At 37.4% G+C, this 20,554-nt stretch carries 13 protein-coding genes and 5 pseudogenes; 12 read left to right on the forward strand and 6 right to left on the reverse strand.

Annotation, left to right across the window (positions count from 1 at the left end):
* Window positions 1-55: 55 nt before the first annotated feature.
* The 5 genes and pseudogenes from CL176_RS02495 to CL176_RS02515 all read left to right on the forward strand — a co-directional run bounded on the left by CL176_RS02495 (window position 56) and on the right by CL176_RS02515 (window position 4,331).
* Window positions 56-1,227, forward strand: a pseudogene (locus tag CL176_RS02495) (IS256 family transposase).
* Window positions 1,228-1,670: 443 nt separating this feature from the next.
* Entirely contained in the window at window positions 1,671-1,952 is a 282-nt protein-coding gene (locus CL176_RS12415; RefSeq protein WP_205528126.1) for a hypothetical protein, read from the forward strand.
* 425 nt (window positions 1,953-2,377) lie between these two features.
* The gene (locus tag CL176_RS12425; protein ID WP_205528128.1) at window positions 2,378-2,938 is read left to right on the forward strand and encodes a Mu transposase domain-containing protein; all 561 of its coding nucleotides are present in this window, start codon (window positions 2,378-2,380) and stop codon (window positions 2,936-2,938) included.
* A gap of 262 nt (window positions 2,939-3,200) precedes the next feature.
* On the forward strand, window positions 3,201-3,944 hold the full coding sequence (locus CL176_RS02510) for an ATP-binding protein (RefSeq protein ID WP_118989906.1): 744 nt from the start codon (window positions 3,201-3,203) through the stop codon (window positions 3,942-3,944).
* A 126-nt stretch (window positions 3,945-4,070) separates the two neighbouring features.
* A complete protein-coding gene (locus tag CL176_RS02515) occupies window positions 4,071-4,331 on the forward strand; it encodes a hypothetical protein (protein WP_118989907.1) in 261 nt (86 codons plus the stop codon).
* A 76-nt stretch (window positions 4,332-4,407) separates the two neighbouring features.
* Here the strand turns inward: CL176_RS02515 and CL176_RS02520 are convergent.
* From CL176_RS02520 to CL176_RS02540, 5 genes and pseudogenes are all read right to left on the reverse strand, one after another.
* Window positions 4,408-5,241: pseudogene (locus CL176_RS02520) on the reverse strand (IS3 family transposase); the annotation flags it as partial.
* Window positions 5,242-5,269: 28 nt separating this feature from the next.
* Window positions 5,270-5,953: a helix-turn-helix domain-containing protein gene (locus CL176_RS02525; protein WP_118989909.1), complete on the reverse strand. Its 684-nt coding sequence runs from the start codon at window positions 5,951-5,953 to the stop codon at window positions 5,270-5,272.
* A gap of 411 nt (window positions 5,954-6,364) precedes the next feature.
* Window positions 6,365-8,185, reverse strand: a complete 1,821-nt coding sequence (locus CL176_RS02530) for an FAD-dependent oxidoreductase (RefSeq protein ID WP_118989910.1) — start codon at window positions 8,183-8,185, stop codon at window positions 6,365-6,367.
* Window positions 8,186-8,281: 96 nt separating this feature from the next.
* A complete protein-coding gene (locus CL176_RS02535; RefSeq protein WP_118989911.1) occupies window positions 8,282-10,201 on the reverse strand; it encodes an FAD-dependent oxidoreductase in 1,920 nt (639 codons plus the stop codon).
* Window positions 10,202-10,609: 408 nt separating this feature from the next.
* A pseudogene (locus CL176_RS02540) lies at window positions 10,610-10,954 on the reverse strand (IS30 family transposase); the annotation flags it as partial.
* A 736-nt stretch (window positions 10,955-11,690) separates the two neighbouring features.
* On the opposite strand from CL176_RS02540, the gene CL176_RS12960 reads away from it, so the two are divergent.
* A complete protein-coding gene (locus tag CL176_RS12960) occupies window positions 11,691-11,891 on the forward strand; it encodes an ATP-binding protein (RefSeq protein WP_205528129.1) in 201 nt (66 codons plus the stop codon).
* 238 nt (window positions 11,892-12,129) lie between these two features.
* On the opposite strand, the pseudogene CL176_RS12965 reads toward CL176_RS12960, so the two are convergent.
* Window positions 12,130-12,583: pseudogene (locus tag CL176_RS12965) on the reverse strand (IS1634 family transposase); the annotation flags it as partial.
* Window positions 12,584-12,856: 273 nt separating this feature from the next.
* Here CL176_RS12965 and CL176_RS02550 point away from each other — a divergent pair.
* From CL176_RS02550 to CL176_RS02575, 6 genes and pseudogenes are all read left to right on the forward strand, one after another.
* A complete protein-coding gene (locus CL176_RS02550) occupies window positions 12,857-14,731 on the forward strand; it encodes a BglG family transcription antiterminator (RefSeq protein ID WP_162890786.1) in 1,875 nt (624 codons plus the stop codon).
* Between the two features lie 21 nt (window positions 14,732-14,752).
* Window positions 14,753-15,208: a PTS sugar transporter subunit IIA gene (locus CL176_RS02555; protein ID WP_118989914.1), complete on the forward strand. Its 456-nt coding sequence runs from the start codon at window positions 14,753-14,755 to the stop codon at window positions 15,206-15,208.
* A complete protein-coding gene (locus CL176_RS02560) occupies window positions 15,205-15,486 on the forward strand; it encodes a PTS sugar transporter subunit IIB (protein ID WP_118989915.1) in 282 nt (93 codons plus the stop codon). The genes CL176_RS02555 and CL176_RS02560 overlap by 4 nt, the downstream gene beginning before the upstream one ends.
* Window positions 15,487-15,512: 26 nt before the next feature.
* Window positions 15,513-16,778, forward strand: coding sequence for a PTS ascorbate transporter subunit IIC (locus CL176_RS02565; RefSeq protein ID WP_118989916.1), 1,266 nt, complete (start codon window positions 15,513-15,515; stop codon window positions 16,776-16,778).
* 16 nt (window positions 16,779-16,794) lie between these two features.
* Window positions 16,795-18,774 (forward strand): transketolase, encoded by a 1,980-nt coding sequence (tkt, locus tag CL176_RS02570; protein WP_118989917.1) that lies wholly within the window; start codon window positions 16,795-16,797, stop codon window positions 18,772-18,774.
* 230 nt (window positions 18,775-19,004) lie between these two features.
* A pseudogene (locus CL176_RS02575) lies at window positions 19,005-20,432 on the forward strand (IS3 family transposase).
* Window positions 20,433-20,554: the final 122 nt, after the last annotated feature.

Consider the following 20,554-nt stretch of genomic DNA (forward strand, 5'->3'; position numbering starts at 1 on the left):
AGCCCTTTTACGGTACAAGTTTTTAACCACAAAAACATACCCAGGAGGACGTTACATGACCCAAGTACACTTTACACTGAACAACGAAGAGGTTCAAAGTATTATTGAACATTCGGTAAAAGATGAAGTTTCTAAAAATATTTTGACCACTGTTTTCAACCAATTGATGGAAAATCAACGAACAGAATATATTCAAGCCGATGACTATGAACGTTCAGAAAGTCGTCAGAGTCAAAGAAATGGCTATTATGAGCTAGACTTTACGACTCGTGTGGGCACACTCGAATTAAAAGTGCCTAGAACACGTGATGGTGAATTTTCACCGACGGTGTTTGAGCGTTATCAGCGAAATGAAAAGGCACTGCTCGCTTCAATGCTTGAGATGTATGTTTCAGGCGTTTCGACACGTAAAGTTTCAAAGATTGTTGAAGAGCTATGTGGAAAATCGGTATCGAAATCTTTTGTTTCTAGCCTGACTGAGCAGTTAGACCCGATGGTCAACGAATGACAGAACCGTTCACTCTCAGGTACGAGTTATCCTTATCTGATGACTGATGTTCTCTACATAAAAGTCCGTGAGGACCATCGAGTACTTTCTAAAAGCTGCCATATTGCGATCGGGACAACAGAAGGTGGTGATCGTGAAATCACTTTCTTCATGATCCAAAATGAAGAAAGTGATGACACATGGTCCCTCTTCTTTGAATACTTAAAAGAACGCGGTCAACAGGGGACAGAACTCATCATTTCTGATGCCCATAAAGGCCTAGTGTCTGCAATTCGTAAGTCATTTACCAACGCAAGTTGCAGAGATGCCAGGTCCACTTTTTAAGAAACACCTTCAGTTCCATTCCAAAAAAGAATTCAAAACCGTTTAGAGAAGCAGTAAAAGCGATCTTTAAGTTTACGGATATTGAACTCGCTCGAACAGCTAAGAATGCCTTAGTCGGTGAATATATCGACCAGTCTAAATATACAAAAGCTTGCGAACCATTAGATAATGGCTTCGAAGATGCCTTTCAATACACGATTATCGGAAATGGTCACAATCGGCTAAAAAGCACCAACCTTCTTGAACGACTGAACCAGGAAGTCCGCAGAAGAGAAAAGATTATTCGGATTTTTCCCAATCGAACGTCTGCCAATCGATTAATTGGAGCTGTCCTTATGGACCTTCATGACGAATGGCTCAGTTTTACAAGAAAATATATTAAGTTTGATCAATAAGAGACCGGTAAAACATTGTATAGTATTTTACTGAACAAAATAGGGATGGTTGATGATGTAGATGCACCCATCCCTATTTTTTTGTTATTTCATGCTTGCAATGGTTATCCGTTTGTTCGAGCCAAGCTAATGAACTTTCGTTCCAACTATCAATATTGTCATGCACACGACTATCTGCAAAGTTGTATTAAACGTACTACACCACACTTTCAATTTTCCCTTTGGGCTCTGGGTTGGATATTTCGCGCGATCAGATCAATCGATAGCCAATTCAGACCACCCCAATTCACGGCTTCAGCCCCCCTGGTCTTAAGTGCGAATTCGCTCTTGAGACCATACAATTCGCCTTTGAGATCAGGGTCTTGTATATTTGAAGTGAAAGTTATCATTTTCAAATTTTTTACAAGGAGGCGTTGATATGGTAAGAAAAAATACCTGTCAAAATGATTATGGAATATCGCGATTGGGGTCTGTCACGTAATCAAATTGCTAAGATGTTAGGGACGAGTCGTAATTCTGTTAGAGAGGTCTTTAATCGAGCGGTAGAGCTTAAAATAAGTTTCGAGGATATTCAGGAAACTAGTGAGAATAAAGTTTATCAACTTTTCTTTCCTAATCGGCATCAATCAGAAATATTCTACAACCAACCTAACTATGAGAAAGTCCATGAAGAACTCAAAAGAGTCGGAGGTGACTCTGAAGCTTTTATGGCAGGAATATGTTGACTAATGTAAGGAAACTGAGCAACCTGCTGTCGGTTATACAAAGTTTTGTGAGGACTATCAAAGGCATATCGATCGATATAAATTAACCAACCATCTTCACCATAAACCCGGAGTCACTGCACAAGTGGATTGGTCTGGGTCTACGATGAAATTACACAGCGTCAATGACGGAAAGGTCATTGATGTTTATTTATTTGTTGGCCTTCTAGCTTATAGTCAGTATACCTACGTTGAGCCTACTCTCGACATGAAAAGTGAGTCTTGGCTTCAATGCCATGTGAACATGTTCGAATACTTCTCAGGATCGCCCATAAGAGTGGTTTGCGACAATTTGAAGGACAGGGGTTATCAAACACCCTAAGGCAGGAGATATTGTCCTAAATCAAGCTTATGAGGACCTCGCTAACCATTATGTGCTAGCGATTATGCCGACCCAAATTAGAAAGCCTAAACAAAAAATTGCGGTGGAAGGCGCTGTGGGTAATATAGCGACTCATCTGATTGCAGAACTGCGCCATCAAACCTTTACTGACTTTGAAACGCTAAAACAGGCAGTCTTTAACAAATTGGAAGCTTATAATCACCAACCTTTTCAGAAGCGAGAAGGAAGTAGATACTTAGTCTTTCAATCTACTGAACAAGAAAAATTACGTCCACTACCTTCTACACCTTTTGAAATTGCTGAGTGGGTTTATCGTCGAAAAGTTCAATTAGATGCTCACATCAACTTTCAGTCCAATACCTATTCAGTCCCCTACCAATACATTAGAAAATATGTCGATCTCAAGGTGACTAAGAGTCATCTTGAAATTTATTACCATCAGGAACGCATTGCGACACACAAAAGGTTCCCTGCTTATCAAAAATATCAACGAAGGACACTTCCTGAACATTTACCCGATTTCTTTAATCAACCAGAATGGCCGGATGAAAGACGCTTACAGCGGGCGGAAGAAATTGGTCCTTATGTCTTAAAGGTCATCTAAAGGCTCTTTGAAGGCTTGCAGCCCGTAGATAAAGGATTCCAACCTGCTCTCTCCATTCTTAAATTGACAAAAGAATACTCGAAAGAAGAGCTTAATGAAGCGTGTCGAATAGGTCTTGAACATCTTCACTCTCCTCGATATCGACAAATCAAAGCTATCCTAACCAACCCTGTCTACCAAGACCAACTCAATCAAAAACCTCTGAAGCAAGAAGAAAATCAGGGGTATATTAGAGGAGCGGAGTATTACGGAGGTGGGGAAAATGATTGAAAAGAAAACAATTCGAAAATTGAGACAATTAGATTTAAATGAATTTGCGCTAGCTCTAGAAAGACAAGAGTCGTTACCAGGAATTCAACGTCAAGCTTTTGACCAGAGACTACAAGAAGCCATCGATTATCTTTATCAAGAGAAATATAATAAGCAAGTCAAGGGACTTATCAAACGAGCCAAATTTAGGATTCCTAGTGCCAATATTAATTCCGTTCACTACACTGGGAGAGACCTGGATGAATTACTATTCAATGAATTATCAATTTGCAACTTTATCCAACACAAGACCAATGTTGTCTTCCAAGGATTTACAGGATCAGGTAAAACTTATTTGGCTTGTGCTTTAGGGATTGAAGCCTGTAAGCAAGGATTTAGGACCTTCTATGTTAGATTGCCAGATTTATTCATTCAAAAAGATGAGGCAAGGCTTAAGAACAATGGCCTCAAGAACTTAATGATCAGATACTCAAACTATGACTTGTTGATTATTGATGAATGGTTATTAGATGATATTCTTGAAGACGATTTGAAATTTCTTTTTGAAATCATGAAACGTCGCCACGACGAACATTCTACCATCTTTTGTACACAGTTTCGAAAGGGGGATTGGCACCAAAGATTGGGAGGTGGTGTCCATGCAGATGCGATAATGGATCGAATTGTTCATAATGCCATCTGGTTCAATACAGGCAACACAAATATGCGCGAAAAGTTCAACCAGCCCATCATTTAATTGATTGTTAATATTATGCAACCACTCACTAATTTTGGTGGGTAGTTGTTCTACCTGGTCTCAAGTGCGAATTACCAGGTCTCAATTGGCTATCAATTGACCTCTTAGGGCGAATTTGGTGGTCTATTGGCGCGTAATATACAGTATGCGATTAAATTCCGGACAGTCGCTCATTACTGGTCAAAAATGAAAGAGAAAGCTAAAGAGGCTTTTATCAAGCAAAATTATGCATTGGGTGCACGGGTGAAGTTCGATTTTGGAGAGGTCAAATTAGAAATTGAGGGCGTGGTTAAAACCTATTATCTCGCTGTGTGGGCTAGCCCTGCTTCAGATTATTACTGGGCTTACCTCTATACCAACCAGAAAAAAGCTGTCTTTCAGGCTTGAACTGCCCCCTGTCAAGTAGACAGGCAAATAAACAAATTATTTTGTGCCATGCGTGAGTGTTCTCGCATGGTTTTTCTTATACTGGAATTTTGAGCCCCATAGCTAAAGTCACTCGCTCATTATTGTAGAAATCAATATAGCGTGCAATATCTGCTTCGAGTGCTTCAAAACTGTCATAAGTATTCAGTCGGTACATCTCAACCTTTATAATGCCCCAGAAGTTCTCCATCGGCCCATTATCTATACACTTTCCAACGCTTGACATACTTTGGATTAATCCATGCTCATCCACAAATTTTTTAAAGAAGTAAGAAGTATATTGGAACCCTCGATCACTATGAAACAGGGTTTCGCCAGAAATGATTTCATCCTCAATTTGGACAACTGTATCTTCGACCAACTGATTATTGTTACGCTTCGATAGCTTGTGGGCAATGATTTTGTTGTCCCCATAATCTAAGATGGCGCTCAAATAAGCCTTGCAATTTTCCCCATATTTAAATTCGGGAATATCTGTCAAAAGCACTTGTCTAGGTTCATAATCCTTGTCAAATTGGCGATCTAGCGCATTGTCGGCCACATGTTGGGGCTTGCTTGGTTTATACTGGTATCCTTTGCGTCGGATGACCGCTTGCAGTCCCATGAGTTTCATTAAGCGATAAACACACTTATGATTGACCTTAGCGTCTTTATAATAATTAAGATAGATAATTATCCGACGATAACCATAAATCCCATTATAGTTGTCATAGACTTCTTGGATTTGTTCCATTAGCCATTCTAGGCGCAACTGGGAGGGCGATGGTTCGCGTTTTAACCATTTATAGCACGGTGAACGGCTAACTCTCAAAACCTCACAAAGATAGCTTATTTTATATCCTTCTTGCTTAAGTTTCTCAATCGCCTTGAATTCCGCTTGGTATTTTGTTCTTGTAACATCAACTCTCTTTCCACTTCTTGCATTTTTTTAAGGCAGCGTTCTCCGTTTCTAAATACTCATTACGAGCTTTTAAAGCAGCCATTTCTGTTCTAAGCTTCTCTTCCTCTGTTTGAATGCTTTCTGGCTTTCTTCGGCCTCTGCCATCTATCAGGCCATCTGGCCCATGTTTTTGATACTTCTGGACCCATGAATAGACATTGTTGTAGGATACGTTGTATTTCTCAGCAGTTTCTCTATAGGACATCCCGGTCTCTAGATAATCGTTGGTAATCTCAATTTTTTCTTCTTGTGTTTTCTTCTGGCCTTTCATTGTATACACCTCGGGTTTAGGAACAACGTCCTTAATTTCTTCCCCTTTAGTATACTTGATTAGCCAGTTTCTTACAGTGCTGTGGGAAGGTATATTGTATTTTAGAGCGAGTTGTCTGATAGGTTCTTGATGATCAAGATACTCTTCAACAACAGCTAACTTGAAGTCATAACTGTAATGATTATTGGAGGTCTTAGTTTGGATGCCAGAATAGCCATGGCTTCTATATTTAGTGACGTAATTAGAAAACGTTCGCTTGGATAAAAGTAGTCCATATTCTTCTCTCAACGTTCTATAGGATATACCGTCCTCTAAATATAAACGAATATATTTCTCTAGTTCACTATCTGAATGTTTCCTCCTTGAACGCATAAAACTCCCCCTTAAGTAGATTTACTTTTTTAAGTGTCTACTTTAGGGGGAGCATATCACCAATGGTCTTATTTGTTTTTCTAGCTTAATTTTACAATTCAGGTTTTCATTAACTATATTATATCACAAAAACCGTCAAGAATGTTGATTTAACAGCATTCTTAACGGTTTTGTTGACTTGTCTTACAGCCTCATCCTCGTTATGTGTTTCGGGAATTTAGGATAAAAATGCACGAATCTTAAAACCTTGATTCTAAATGCTAGTCAGATAATCTAAATCGTGAATTTGCATTTATAATCAGTGAAGATGATTGAAAGCAGATATAAAATGTTTGGCTACTGAGAAATATTTCGATAACTACTGTTAAGTCATACAGCAATTCATCATGTATTATCTCATCCTTTGTAAGTCTACTGGGCTAAACTTAAAGCTTGTGCAACGGCTTTTAAGATAGCTTCACTTGTCACTGATGCACCACTAACAGTATCAACTTCGACACCATTCGCCTGAATAATAAATTCAGGGATAACCTCTAATGCTGAACCGGCTATACCTTCTGTCTCAGAATGTTCAATAATTGAAACAGAATTTATCATACCATTTCTTACCTCAACTTCAACTATTAATGGCCCATTATGTCCATCAGCTTCTCCTTCATAAATACCATCTTTGTATGTTTTCTTAGATTTTGTAATACCATTCATATTTTCTTCTGAGAAATCTTGCAGGCTGTCTTTTTGCCTTAGGAACTCTTCAGAATCAATTATACTTTCAATATTCTTATGAGCTGATTCACCTGCAATATACCCATAAACAAAAGCTTGTAATAAGCCATTACCCGCCATATAATTCGCATTTCCATTACTTGAGAAACCTTCCGTAACCCCACCACCAGCAAATAAATTATCGATTGGCTCCTCTTTATCGTTCAGAACTTGAGCATTTTCAGGATTAATCACTAACCCTCCCTGAGTATGTCGAAAGTCCCCAGTGACTTTTGTTGCATAATATGGTCCATCGAAACTGTCAGGCAACTTCGTTCTATTCATGTAATCTTCGCCAGATTCGATACCTTCTTTATACAACTCAAATTCTTTTTCAAGTTTCTCAACTTTAATTCCGATTTGATTAGCTAATTCATCTACAGTATTGGCACTGATTAACTCCCCTTCAGTGATATTGACCGAAGTCTTTATCTCTAAATCTTGAATAGATTGATTCCAAATCATCCAAGCAAAGGAATCAGGCTGGTTAACAATTGCCGTACCAAGTGGCGAATACCCAAGGTACTCGTCCACAAATCGATTACCTTCTTTATTTAATAATATCCCACCGTTATCAAGGAATGCAGAGCCTAAACTTTTGTGTGAGTCATATGTTATAGGTGCATAAGCTTGATAAGCATTCATTGCTGCTGTATCCGCTCCTAATTCTATTCCCCATAAGATACTTTCTCCAGTTGCCCCAGGTGCCACATTAGGTACAGCATTTAAAATCGATGGAACATATTCCGAAACCATATCTCGATTTGCTCCAAAACCACTCGTTGCAAGAACAACAGAATCAGCTGTAATATAAATATTCTTGTCATCTTTGGAAACAACGGCACCTACTACGTCATTCTCATCTAACAACAATCCTGTCGCTTCCATGTTGAGGAAAGACATAATGTTCTCATCTTGTTCAATCTGCTCAACAAGTGCCTCAACTATCCCAGTTCCTCCACCTTCAGCAACATGAATGCGATATTCACTTTGCCCATAATATAGAGATTCCGTTTCTAAGTTCCACTTGATACCAAATTGCCCAAGCCATTCTTTGATGGTATTCGAGTTTTGCACTGCAACTGTTAATAAATTAGGATTTTGAGTATATTCTCCAGAGCGATAAATGTCTCTATACATAGCTTCTTCTGAATCATTAATACTATGCTCTTCCTGCTCTTTCGTATCAAACGCAGGTATTTTTCCACTAGACATAGATGTAGCTCCACCATAGACGCCTTGTTTTTCTAACAAGATAACTTTTGAACCTAGTTCCGAGGCTCGTAATGCTGAAACCAGTCCTGTGCCACCTCCACCTATAACCAACACTTCCGTATGATATATTTCACCGTCAATATCGTCTAATCTATAATTTAATGATTTTTCTTCAGCGGACACACCTATTACTGGTGTGATTAATAATAGAACTAAAAGTAAAGCTATCATCTTCTTAAGAAATCTTATCATTACAAATATCCTTCTTTCCTATTATAAGTAACAAAGTGATATGATAGTTTAACGCACTACGTGTATTAAATCTATGCATTCTATCTCAAATCACAATTAATTACCGGATCCATCTTCGACTAAGCTTTGACCTGCTATACGTCCAAATGTAATTATATCTGTTATTGCATTCCCGCCAAGGCGATTCGAACCATGAATTCCCCCTGTAACTTCACCAGCCGCATATAATCCAGGTATAACTTCGCCCTCAGTATCCAAAGCTTGAGCTCGAGAATTTATCATAACACCACCCATTGTATGATGGAATCTTGGTGCATATTTTACGGCGTAGAAAGGACCGCGTTCTATTTTAGCTCCAAATAGAGTACGTCCTAGAGGATCTCCACCATTCTCTACATAACCATTATACTCATTAATCGTCTTTTGAAGAGCTTCAAATGGTACACCCATGTCCTCTGCCAAACCTTCTAAAGTATCATTCATATACGCACCTTTACCTACATATTCAGTTATCGGCACGCCCTTATATGAGATGCCATCCAACTCATCTTCTATTGTTGTTGCATCGTATATTCGATACATGTAACCACCATCTTGTTCAAGAATCGCTTGACATATTTCGTCTCTGCGCCCATCCTCACGAACAAATCTTTCACCATCTTGATTAACCTGAATTGTATTTTCTATTGCTGCAGTAATGGCTTGATCACTCCAGGTAACCATCTGTATCCATTCCATACCAGTTAAGCCAGCATCTATCTTCTCAGCCATAACAATACCGTCTCCTTGCGAGCTAACTGGATTAGTAGTTTCGACAGATTCCCCGGCTTCAGCCCAGAAAGTATTATACTTTTCTCTCATTTCTGGATTTGCTGCAAATCCACCAGTCGCTAAAACCACTCCCTTTTCTCCATATATTTCGAAAAGAGTGCCTTCAGAAGTTGTACCTTTGACTCCTATAACTCTTTCAGAATCACCATCCAAGATAAACTCTTCAGCTTTGTGTTCAAGTAATATTTCTCCACCATTTGATTCAATGATTTCCTGTTGCGGTAAGACAAATGAAGCACCCGCCGAACCTAAATCCTGTGTAGGTGTGTGGCTTCTTTCCCAGGTAGCCCCTACTGCAGAAGTAATTGAATCTACGAATTTAGCTCCATGTTCCTCTAACCAATGAATACTTTCTAATGCTTTATCTCCAAAAACATTAATGAGTTCTGGATCACCAACATAATCCCCATCGACATAAGTCTGTAATTTATGTAATGCAGGCGAATCATAGAGATAGGTTTCTCCATTAATATTATACTCTTTTAAATCTTCTGCTATTTCTTTTTGCCACTCTTCCATTAACTCATGTTGTGGCTCTAATTCAATAAGTTTCTCAATCGTCTCAATTAAATTAGGATTCATCTCTTGTTGATGTTGCCTCTCGGGATCAGCCGCGTTCATCGCGCTAGCTGCCACAATAGTATTTCCACCAATAATAGGCATCTTTTCCAGCACTAGAACAGAGTAACCCGCCTCTGATATTTCTGCGCCAGCAGACATACCTGCTCCTCCTGACCCTATCACAACTGCATCTACTGTTTTCTCTATCTTCTCTTGATTATTGCTCTCTAGATTATCAATTGGTTTAGTAATTGCTAATTCGTTAGCTCCAGCGGCCAAGAGTGCATTCTTAACTGCTAATATTATTGCCTCGCTAGTAACAGTAGCACCAGAAATGGCATCAACGTTAATTGTGGTATTAGCCATTATGTCCTGAGGAATATTTGCAATAGCTTTCCCTGCAATTTCTTGTGTTTCTTGATGGTTTGAGATATTTATTCCGACAATTTCATTCTTTGTGACTTCTACCTCCACTTCTATAGGGCCATTATGTCCCTCTACAATTTCTTCATAACTTCCAGGTACAAATAAATCATCTGTTGCGTTTACTCTGATATAGCTCCATAACAAACCAAATACTAAAGCAAATGACATCAGCCAAGTACAAACCCTACGGAATCTCATCAACTTCTCCTCCTTTTTGTGATATTGTTCACTAAATAAATTCTACAGATTTATTTTTGGATTGTCAAACTTGCTTAGAAAAATATGTAAAGGTATACGCTAAAAATTAAGACGTAAAGATAATACGAAATAAAAGATTTAGCGATATTAGACTTAGGCGATAGAAGTGACACTATCTGTCATAGTATCGTTTCAGGATCCCAACGTTAGCTAATCCTAGGGAACGCTTAACCCATGGATATTGCTATTACATTATATACTGTTCGTTGTAATCTAAAAAGGACCACCTGAGGCTGAACTGCCCCCTGTCAAGTAGACAGGCAAAAAACAAATTATTTGGTAAATGAAATACCAAATGCATAATTTTTAGCCAAATCCCAGTGTAACAATAACGATCTAAAAAGCAGATTAGACCAATGTTCCCACTTTATATACTTCATTTAGACATTGATAGTTTAAGATTCTTCGGTAACAGTGATGAATGGTGTTTGTATCTGTTTGTAAATATCGATAGATTAATTCTCTTAGGCTCTCTCCTTTAGGTAAGAATTTGCATAAAATACGATTATGACCTTCATTCGTTCCTTTATCCCACCCTGCATAAGCATGGGTAAAATAAATTCTAGTCTCTTCACATTGATGCTCAAGATTCGATAACGTAGAGAATTCAGATCCATTGTCCGTTGTCATTGTCTTAAAGCGCTCAACTCCTTCTTTTTCAATCATCTTCAATACGGATACCTCAATCTTTTCAGCAGTTCGATTCCAGTTTTTTTAGTTATGAGTTTACGTGTCTTACGCTCAACTAACGTGATGACACATGGTTCTCCTTTTGTTTTCTTGCCGAGAACTCAATCAAGTTCCCAGTGGGCAAACGCTTCTCGAGATAGTACGATTTCACACCGCAACTCAATACTAGGGCCCAAAACTTTTGTATTAGATCCATGGGGTGTTGACTGTTGCTTTCGGAGACATAAGCGTGTTTTCATTAGCAAATTGATGTTGCGGACTTTCAAGAGTTGTTAATCAATGTATTGATAGACAGTCTTGGTGCAGGACACAAGCTCTGATGGAATATTTCTTCGGTAGGAATGAACAAAGGTGTCAACACTGAAAATACGTTCTTTGGTTGGTGTTAACAAAGCTTTTTCAAGTTCACTAAAGAAATGTTACTAAAGCGATAGATGCTTTTAGCACGGCAATTAGCTCGATTTTCTTGTTACATCTGCTCTAATCGGCCGCGCATTTCAGAGGTGAAGTGGTTAAATCGACCGCCTGTTGTTGTAGAATTTATCATGTCAGTGAATACTCCTTACTAATGGTTTGATTGCTATTTAGTATATTGTATTCACTGTTTTTTGTTGTTTATTCTTATGCATTTGATTATACAACTTACCAAATAAAAGCTTATCAGAAATTTGAATTGCTAATCAGTGACGAATGGTTACTCACACCGCTCAGCTACGAAGACTCCTTACTCATTCTGTAGGTGTTAGAAAATTGTCTTTATAAGACCTCAAGCATTTTCTGTTTTAAATTTTCTCCCGAAGGCTGGCATCATAAGATACAGAATGATCAATTGGCTGATGCCATTCTTGATAGAGCTGTTCACAACTCCTACAAAATTCTTATTGATGGTGAAAAGTCGATGCGAGAACGACATGGCATCGATCAACAGAGCGAGCTTTAAATAATCAGAACGTTAAGTTTGAAAGAAACTGGACGCTTTTTCGTTTGAAGTGGACCTCACGGTTCGCACTCAGTGGATCTTAATCTCCGCAAACGGTGGATCTCTCAGCCCGCACAAAGTGGATCTCACATCCGCACAACTGGATCTATTTGGACACAGTAATCAAAAAGCAAAAAACTGCCTATAAGCCTGATTTTACAGTCTTTTAGGCGATTTTCTTTTTGCTGAAAAAAGCGTGCTATTTGTTTATTTTACCTGAGGCAGAAAGTTTTTTGTCTTATCAAATTCTTTGTCGCCAATAAATTGATAGTCTGTTCGAAAAGGAAAGATAGAATGTAATTGATTCGTTAAAGGTGTAAGTTGATATGCTGGGATATATCGCTCGCCTAACAATTAGGAGATGATACGATACACAAGAAGGGCAATGAAACAGACTAAGAAGTGAGCCTCTATACGATTTTCGCGATGTAGATAAACAGATCGTGCTTTAAATTCTGTTTTCATTATACGGAAACTTTCATCAATTTCCCAGCACCGATGGTTAATTGCGAAAGTTTTTTAGTATCCTCTTATAAATTAGTATATATGTAATAAAAGCTATCATATATAGCTTTTTCGGTAATTTTCTTCTCATTGAGTGTATTATATATGGCCTCATCAGCGTTTTCATTTTTTTGCGTAATGTTGACTTTTATATGTCCGGGTATGACTGTTTTTTATGAGGAATTCTTCCTTTAATTTTTATAAGTATAATGAATTACAACCAAAGGCGAATCGGGGAGATGGAGATGAAAAGTAAGAGTTGAAAATTTGTTAGGGGAATCGTGAATGCGGTAATGCTGTGATTAATAATATTAATTATAGATAAAATAGTTTTATAAACTTTTTATTTCACTATGGGTGGAAAGATTTTGATTTGTTCGGGATTGGAAGCGGTTTTATAATGTAGTAAAGAGGGGATGACTATGTTAGATAATCGACAAAAATACATCTTAAAGTTATTGATACATAATTCTCCACAAATATTTACTAGTTCAGACTTGGCATTGTTAACAAATGTTAGTACTCGAACAATAAAAAATGATATAGCCGTGATTAATAAATTCATCGAAAAATATGATTTGGTTATTAAATCACAACCAGGAAAAGGTAACTGGATTGATTCTTTGATAGGAATAGATAGTGATTTAGAAAGGTATTTAAACACATCACTCGATAGTGATGAAATTCTAGATTATCAAATCATTCAAGAATTAATTAAAGAACGCTCATACATTTCCGTGGAAGAAATTGCTGATAGATTTTTCCTCAGCTCATCGTCGGCTCTTAGAAGTATTGATAAGTTGACCTCTGAACTGAATAAGTTTGGACTGAAAATTATTAAGAAACCGAGATATGGGATAAAAATTATTGGGGAAGAACAAGACAAACGGCTGATGTTAGTTAGAATACAAATGCTTACTCAATTCGGAAAAGAGGTAGAAGATTTAGAAACCGAAAATAGTTTATTTGATAATGTAAAGTCAATAATCTTAGGCTTTATCGATAAATTTAATCTACCTACCACTAGCGAAAGCATAAAAAACTTAATAACATATGTATCTATTTCAGTAGAGCGTCTACTGGCTGGGAACGATATAGAATTTCCTTCAGGTGATATTGATGAGATTACTAAAAATATAGACATGAGTTACGGAAGATATTTATCCGATAAAATTGAAAATCAATTTAATGTGACTTTTGATGACAGCGAATTAGCTTTTTTGAATATAAATTTGTTAGCAAACAACTTAGTTGTTATGGATAATGAAGAGTCAAATAGTTCGAATGATATTTATTTAACTTACATATATAAATGGGTAAATAAATTAGACTATACATTTAATACAAACTTTAAAGAGAATCGTTCTTTTATGCATTTTTTAACTCAACACATAAAACCTATGTTAATAAGAATGAAATATAAAATAGAAGTAACAAACCCATGGTTAGATGAATTGAAAAGCTATCAAAAGTTAGCTTTTGAAATGGCGATTTTTCTAGTAAGTGAAATTATGAACGATTTTCAATACCCTGTAACAGAAAATGAAATTGCTTTCTTGGCAATCCATATTGGAGCAGGACTTGAAAAAGATAAAAAACAAAATTCTTTCGATACGATTATTATTACTGATGTCGATTCAGCTACTATAAGTTTACTGAGGTCTAGGCTGGAATATGAATTCCCTAATATAAATATAACAAGGATGATGACCGGAGAAGCTTCACTAGAATTTGAATTTACTAACGAGTTAATCATTACTACATCTAGATTTAATAACGTTACTTCCAATACAGTTTTAGTTTCACCAATCTTAACTGAGCAGGACCTGAAAAAGATAAATTTAAAACTTACTTCAAAGAGATATCAGCTTTCGGACTTCATTAAACAGGACATTTTTTTCTGTAGCATGGAGTTTTCGAATAAAGCTGAGGCTATAAACTTCATGGGTAATAAGTTACAAGAATATAATTATGTAGACAATAATTTTGCTACCAGCTTAATGGATAGAGAAGAATATTCAACAACTGCTATTGGTAACTTAATTGCAATACCCCATGCATTAAGTGGAAATGTTTATGAAGAAGCAATTGGAGTAATAATATTAAAGGAACCGATATGGTGGGATACAAATTTTGTTCAGTTAATATTTACAATAGCTTTAAATAAAAAGAATAGTGAAATTTTAACAAATATTTATGAACAAATATTATCTATCGGGGATAAGACTGAGATACTGAAGGAAATTATACAAACGAAAACCTATGATGAATTTTTAAAAATAATTTTAGAACTATAGTTGATTTGGGGGAGTATAAACATGATAGCTGATAATATGATTCCAGAACTAATTAATTATGAGTTAGATGCCAAGGATTGGGAAGAAGCCATTAGGTTGGCGGCCCGGCCTTTAATTGAATCTAATTATATAAAACCATCTTATGTTGAAAGTATGATTAATAATGTAAAGAATGACGGACCGTATATTGTAATAACTAAAAATGTAGCTATTCCTCATGCTAGTCCAGATGAAGGTGGTTTAAAATCAGGCATTAGTGTAAGTACGTTAAAAAAACCAATCAGTTTTGGAAACGAAGCAAACGACCCGGTTAAATATATATTTGTCATAAGTGCGGTTGATAATAATGATCATCTTAAGTTGATATCTGAGATGGTCAGTTTACTTGAAGATGAGTTGTTTTATTCTTTATTAGATAACAAAAGTGAAAGTCAAATTATAATTGACTATATAAAAGAAAGGGGGGGAACAATATGAAAAGAGCATTAATTGCATGTCGAACAGGAATGGGCTCAAGCATGATGTTGAAAATTAAAATTGATCAAGTAGTAAAAAAAAATGGTCTACCTATTAAAGCTGAGCATGGCACACTTGACGATGTGAAAAGTTTCAATGGGGACTTATTAATTACAATGTCAGATGTAGCCGAAGAATATAAAGATAAGGCTCCTTATGTTATTGGAATTAATAATCTTATGGATAAGGAAGAAATTGAGACTAAGCTTAATAAATTCTTATCTGAAGTTGATGCATAACTCCAAGTGAATAGAGGTGAAATGAGATGGAGTTTTTAAGAGTATTTGTGTTTGACTTTCTTGCAAGTGCAGCTATTCTAGTCGGACTAATAGCTTTCTCGGGTTTAATCCTTCAGAGAGCACCGTGGTCAGAAGTATTGACTGGGACGATCAAGACAATTGTAGGTTTCCTCATATTTGACATTGGTTCTTCAGCAGTGGGAGTTTCTTTAGGGAATTTTCAAGAGTTATTCGCTGAAGGCTTTGGACTAGAGGGTGTTCTTCCTTTAGCAGAAGCTGTAACAGCGTTAGCTCAAGAACAGTTTGGAACAACAGTTTCATTAGTAATGTTAGTAGGATTTGTTATGAATTTAGTGATAGCTAGATTAACACCTATGAAATACATATTCCTCACTGGTCAGCATAATTTATATCTCGCAGCCTTATTGACAATCATGCTACAAGCCTCTGGCGTAAGTGTTGGTTGGACTATTGCGATTGGTGGAATCATTCTAGGTTTCTGTGCTGCATTCTTCCCTTCTCTTGCTCAGCCAGGCATGAGAGCAATTACGGGAGATGATGAAATTGCTATGGGGCACTATGTAACTACTGGTTATGCATTATCTTATTGGATTGGTGATAAAGTTGGTAGTCCGGAAGAAAGTACAGAAGACTTGAATTTGCCTGGCTGGTTAAATATTTTTAAAGACTATGTAGTTGGTGTTGCGATTACTATGATTGTTTTCTTCTATATTGCAACCTTTGCAGCGGGTAGAGAATTTACAGAAACACTTTCTGCTGGTCAGAACTGGTTAGTGTTCCCAATTTTTCAAGGTTTACGATTCGCAGCGGGTCTCTATGTAATTATTACTGGAGTTCGTATGTTCCTGGGTGAAGTTGTTAACGCATTTGTTGGTATCTCAGAAAAATTAATTCCAGATGCGAAGCCTGCCCTAGACTGTCCAGTAGTATTTCCATATGCGCCTACGGCAACCTTAGTTGGCTTTCTGTCAGCTTACGCAGGTGGCTTAGTTACAATGATTGTAATGGCATTATTAGGAACTACTGTAATAATACCGGTTGCCGTACCCTATTTCTTTATAGGTGGTACAGCAGGGGTATTCGGGAATGCGTCAGGCGGATGGAAGGGAGCGATGTTAGGTTCATTTATTGTTGGTGTCTTAATTGCTGTCGGACCAGCATTAATTTACCCGATTATGGCAAATATAGGATTAACGGGAACTTCTTTCCCAGAGATGGACTTTGTTATTGTCGGTCTTATCGTTTATTTTGTAGCAAAATTCTTTGGTTAAATTCAGGAGGTCTATAATGAATATTAAGCAAGAATCAATATTAACCATCAGAAACCTAATTTTAGATAGTGTGGAATATGCTAAACATGGTCATATGGGGATGCCCCTTGGGTCGGCCTCAATGGGTTATGAACTATTTCGGAATCACATGAACCATAATCCAAAGAATCCCAATTGGTTTAATCGAGATCGTTTTATTTTAACTTCAGGACATGGTTCTATTCTGCAGTATGTCTTACTTCATTTAAGTGGCTATGATGTGACTTTGGATGATTTAAAGACTTTTAGAAAAAATAATAGTAATACCCCTGGACATCCAGAAGTTGGTGAAACAGCAGGGGTTGAAGCAACAACAGGTCCTTTAGGACAAGGTTTTTCTTTGACTGTAGGAATGGCTATTGCTGAAGCTCATTTATCTGCAAGATTTAATCGTGAAGGTTATGATGTCATTGATCACTATACTTATACAATTTGTGGTGACGGGGACTTGCAGGAAGGTGTGGCTCTGGAGGCAGCGCAAATAGCAGGTAATTTAGGTTTAGGAAAACTGATAGTGTTATATGATTCTAATGATGTAACTTCAGATGGTCCTATCGGTGTTTCGTCAACTATTGATACGCAACAATTATTTCAAGCAATGAATTGGCAGACTCTATATGTAGAAGATGGTAATAATCCTGATGAAGTTGGTAAAGCCATCGAGGTCGCAAAATCTGAGCCCAATAAACCGACCTTAATTGAAGTGAAAAATATCATTGGATTTGGTTCCACATTCCAAGGTACGTCTAATATTCATAGTGACCCTGTAGGCTTAGAAGAAGCAAAAATAATTAAGAAAAATTTAGGTTGGGATAAAGAAGACTTCTATGTGTCTAATGAAGTAAGTGACCATTTTGAAGAGATTTCAGACAAGGGAGCAAAGGCCGAAACCCAATGGGATAAACTGATGGAATCATATAAAGTGGCTCACCCTGAACTCTTCAATGAACTTGAAAAGATGATGAATGGAAAGATAAATGTTTCTGAGGAAGTTACAGCTGACTTTCAAGAAGAGAAGTTGGCAACAAGGTCAGCTTCTGGTGAGGTTTTAAATAGGATTTACAAAGAATTACCAATTCTTGTTGGGGGATCAGCTGATTTAGCAAGTTCTAATAAGACCGAAATTAAAAACTATCCTTATATGGAATTAGGCCAATTTGAAGGACCAAATATTCACTTTGGAGTTAGGGAATTTGCGATGGCATCTATTGTCACAGGAATCACTTTACATGGTGGCTTAAAGGGGTATAGCGGTACTTTTATGGTTTTCTCAGACTATATGAGATCTGCTCTCAGACTAGCTGCACTTATGGGGACACCAGTAATCTTTATATTTACTCATGATAGTCTAATGTTAGGGCAAGATGGACCAACTCATCAACCGATTGAACATTTGGCATCATTAAGAGCCATGCCAAATATAGTTGTATATAGAGGAGCAGATGCTAATGAGGTTTCTGTAGGATGGAAGCTTGCTATGGAGTCTAAGGATAGACCATTTATTTTATCGCTCGGACGTCACGAAGTTCCAGTATTAAATAATATAAGCAAAGAAGATGCAGCGAAAGGTGCTTACGTCTTATCTAAAGATAGTGAAACTCCTGAATTAATTTTAATTGCTACTGGATCAGAAGTAGAAACTGCGTTTAAAGTAAAGGATTCCCTTAAACAAACAGGTAAATTTGACAGCATTAATTTAGTTTCGATGCCAAGTTGGGAACTCTTTGAAGAACAGGAACAATCCTATAAAGATGCGGTCTTGAATCCGAATGTTAAGAATAGAGTTTCTATTGAGTTAGGGTCAACCCAAGGTTGGAAAAAATACGTAGGAGAAGGTGGATTATCAATAGGCATCAATCATTTTGGTAAATCAGCTCCTGCTGTAGACTTATTGGAGGATTACCGTTTGACTCCAGAACATATTGTAGATACAATTTCAGACTATTATTCAAATTAACTGAGTTACTATAATAGATTGTAATAAAAGATGAATACGCTTGGAGCATTATCTAGTTAATGCTCTAAGCGTTTTGTGAATTAACAGAGTTAATAACATTCCTTAGATAGTGTGTTCTCGGTAGCTATTATCTGATAAAGTCCATATAATTGTGTAAAAGAAAAAAGGCCATGTAATGTACTGCCCCCCCAAATGTTAGACAACAAATCTAACATTTAGGGGGTATTGTTATGTCTAAATATACATTGGATATCAAATTACAGGTTGTCGCTGATTATGAAGCTGGTGTTGGTGGTTATAAAACACTTTCTAAGAAGTACGCGGTTGGTTCAAGTATTATCAAGCGCTGGATCCATAATTATCAAGACTTTGGACCCGAAGGGCTCTATCTTAAATCGACAAAAACCTATTATCCTGTTGAAACCAAGCTAAATGCGATAGAATTGTACTTAACAACAGAGTTAAGCTATCGTGAAGTTGGGGTTAAGTTCGGGATTAACAATCCGAGCCTTATTGCCAACTGGCTTCGGACGTTTAAGAAAAAGGGCATCGATGGCTTATCAAAATCGATAGGGAGGCCACCGACGGTGTCAAAACAAGAAAAGAATACGCCTAAAGCGCAGAATACAAAGACTGAGACTGATATCAATGCCCTTCAAGAACGCATTAAAACGCTTGAAGCTACCGTTGAACAATTAGATATCGAGAACAAATTTTTAAAAGAATTGAGGAGGTTGCGGGAAACAAAAAAGAGGTGACACAAGAAGGCTTAGTGCGCGTCATTCGCAGCCTCCATAAACAAAATGATTACACACTCACCAGCATTTTAAAGGCGGTTGGGTTTCCGAAAGCCACTTATTATTACCAACTAAAGTGTCTGGAAAGGCCCGATAAAAATCAAGCTATCAAAGACGACATTTTAGCGATCCGCGAAGAACATAAAGACTATGGTTATCGCCGGGTTCACGCTGAATTAAGACGCCGCGGCTACCAAGTTAACAAAAAGAAAGTGCATCGGTTAATGAAGGAGATGAAGCTGCAAGTTACCTCTTTTACTCGGAAATCACGTAAGTATAATTCCTATAAAGGCGAAGTTGGCACCATTGCGCCAAACCGCTTAAACCGACGGTTTAAGAGCAGCATTCCACGCCAAAAAATTCTCACCGACACAACCGAATTCAAATATTATGAAACCGACAGCTCTGGTAATCTTCAAATTAAGAAGTTGTATCTTGATCCATTTTTAGACCTCTTTAATCTTCAAATTGTCAGTTACAAGATCTCACACCAACCCAATAAGGAGAGTATAGATGGAAGCCCTAAAAGACGCCGTTCGTGCCACCGATGATTGTGAATTCAGACGCACGTTCCACTCGGATCAAGGTTGGGCCTATCAAATGGAAGACTATCAAGACCACTTAAAAAATCACGCCATCTTTCAAAGTATGGCACGAAAAGGAAATTGCCTAGATAACTCGCCGATGGAAAATTTCTTCGGGCTGATGAAACAAGAAATCTACTATGGCAAATCTTACCGCAGTTACGAAGGGTTGAAGGAAGTCATTCAAAACTATGTCCGTTATTACAATGAAAACCGGATAAAAGAAAAATTAGGATGGTTAAGCCCTGTTGAGTATTTGGAGAAATATGCTTCCTAGCACGCCCAAGCGTCTCATAGCTGTAAAAGTTTATCAAGAGCCGCTAACGCTCCTTCTCTTGACAAACTTCCACAGCTGATGAGTGAGGGTGATCAAGGGCGGAAGCCAGATTTTAAGCCTAT

It is taken from the genome of Suicoccus acidiformans (genome assembly GCF_003546865.1).
Taxonomy (GTDB): domain Bacteria; phylum Bacillota; class Bacilli; order Lactobacillales; family Aerococcaceae; genus Suicoccus; species Suicoccus acidiformans.

Bases quoted from the DNA above. Each gene is read 5' to 3' on its own strand.
- CL176_RS02550 (WP_162890786.1), top strand. From the start codon at position 12,857: ATGTTAGATAATCGACAAAAATACATCTTAAAGTTATTGATACATAAT.
- CL176_RS02535 (WP_118989911.1), bottom strand. From the start codon at position 10,201: ATGAGATTCCGTAGGGTTTGTACTTGGCTGATGTCATTTGCTTTAGTA.
- CL176_RS02530 (WP_118989910.1), bottom strand. From the start codon at position 8,185: ATGATAAGATTTCTTAAGAAGATGATAGCTTTACTTTTAGTTCTATTA.
- CL176_RS02565 (WP_118989916.1), top strand. From the start codon at position 15,513: ATGGAGTTTTTAAGAGTATTTGTGTTTGACTTTCTTGCAAGTGCAGCT.
- CL176_RS12415 (WP_205528126.1), top strand. From the start codon at position 1,671: ATGATTATGGAATATCGCGATTGGGGTCTGTCACGTAATCAAATTGCT.
- CL176_RS02525 (WP_118989909.1), bottom strand. From the start codon at position 5,953: ATGCGTTCAAGGAGGAAACATTCAGATAGTGAACTAGAGAAATATATT.
- tkt (WP_118989917.1), top strand. From the start codon at position 16,795: ATGAATATTAAGCAAGAATCAATATTAACCATCAGAAACCTAATTTTA.
- CL176_RS02560 (WP_118989915.1), top strand. From the start codon at position 15,205: ATGAAAAGAGCATTAATTGCATGTCGAACAGGAATGGGCTCAAGCATG.
- CL176_RS02510 (WP_118989906.1), top strand. From the start codon at position 3,201: ATGATTGAAAAGAAAACAATTCGAAAATTGAGACAATTAGATTTAAAT.
- CL176_RS02555 (WP_118989914.1), top strand. From the start codon at position 14,753: ATGATAGCTGATAATATGATTCCAGAACTAATTAATTATGAGTTAGAT.
- CL176_RS12425 (WP_205528128.1), top strand. From the start codon at position 2,378: ATGCCGACCCAAATTAGAAAGCCTAAACAAAAAATTGCGGTGGAAGGC.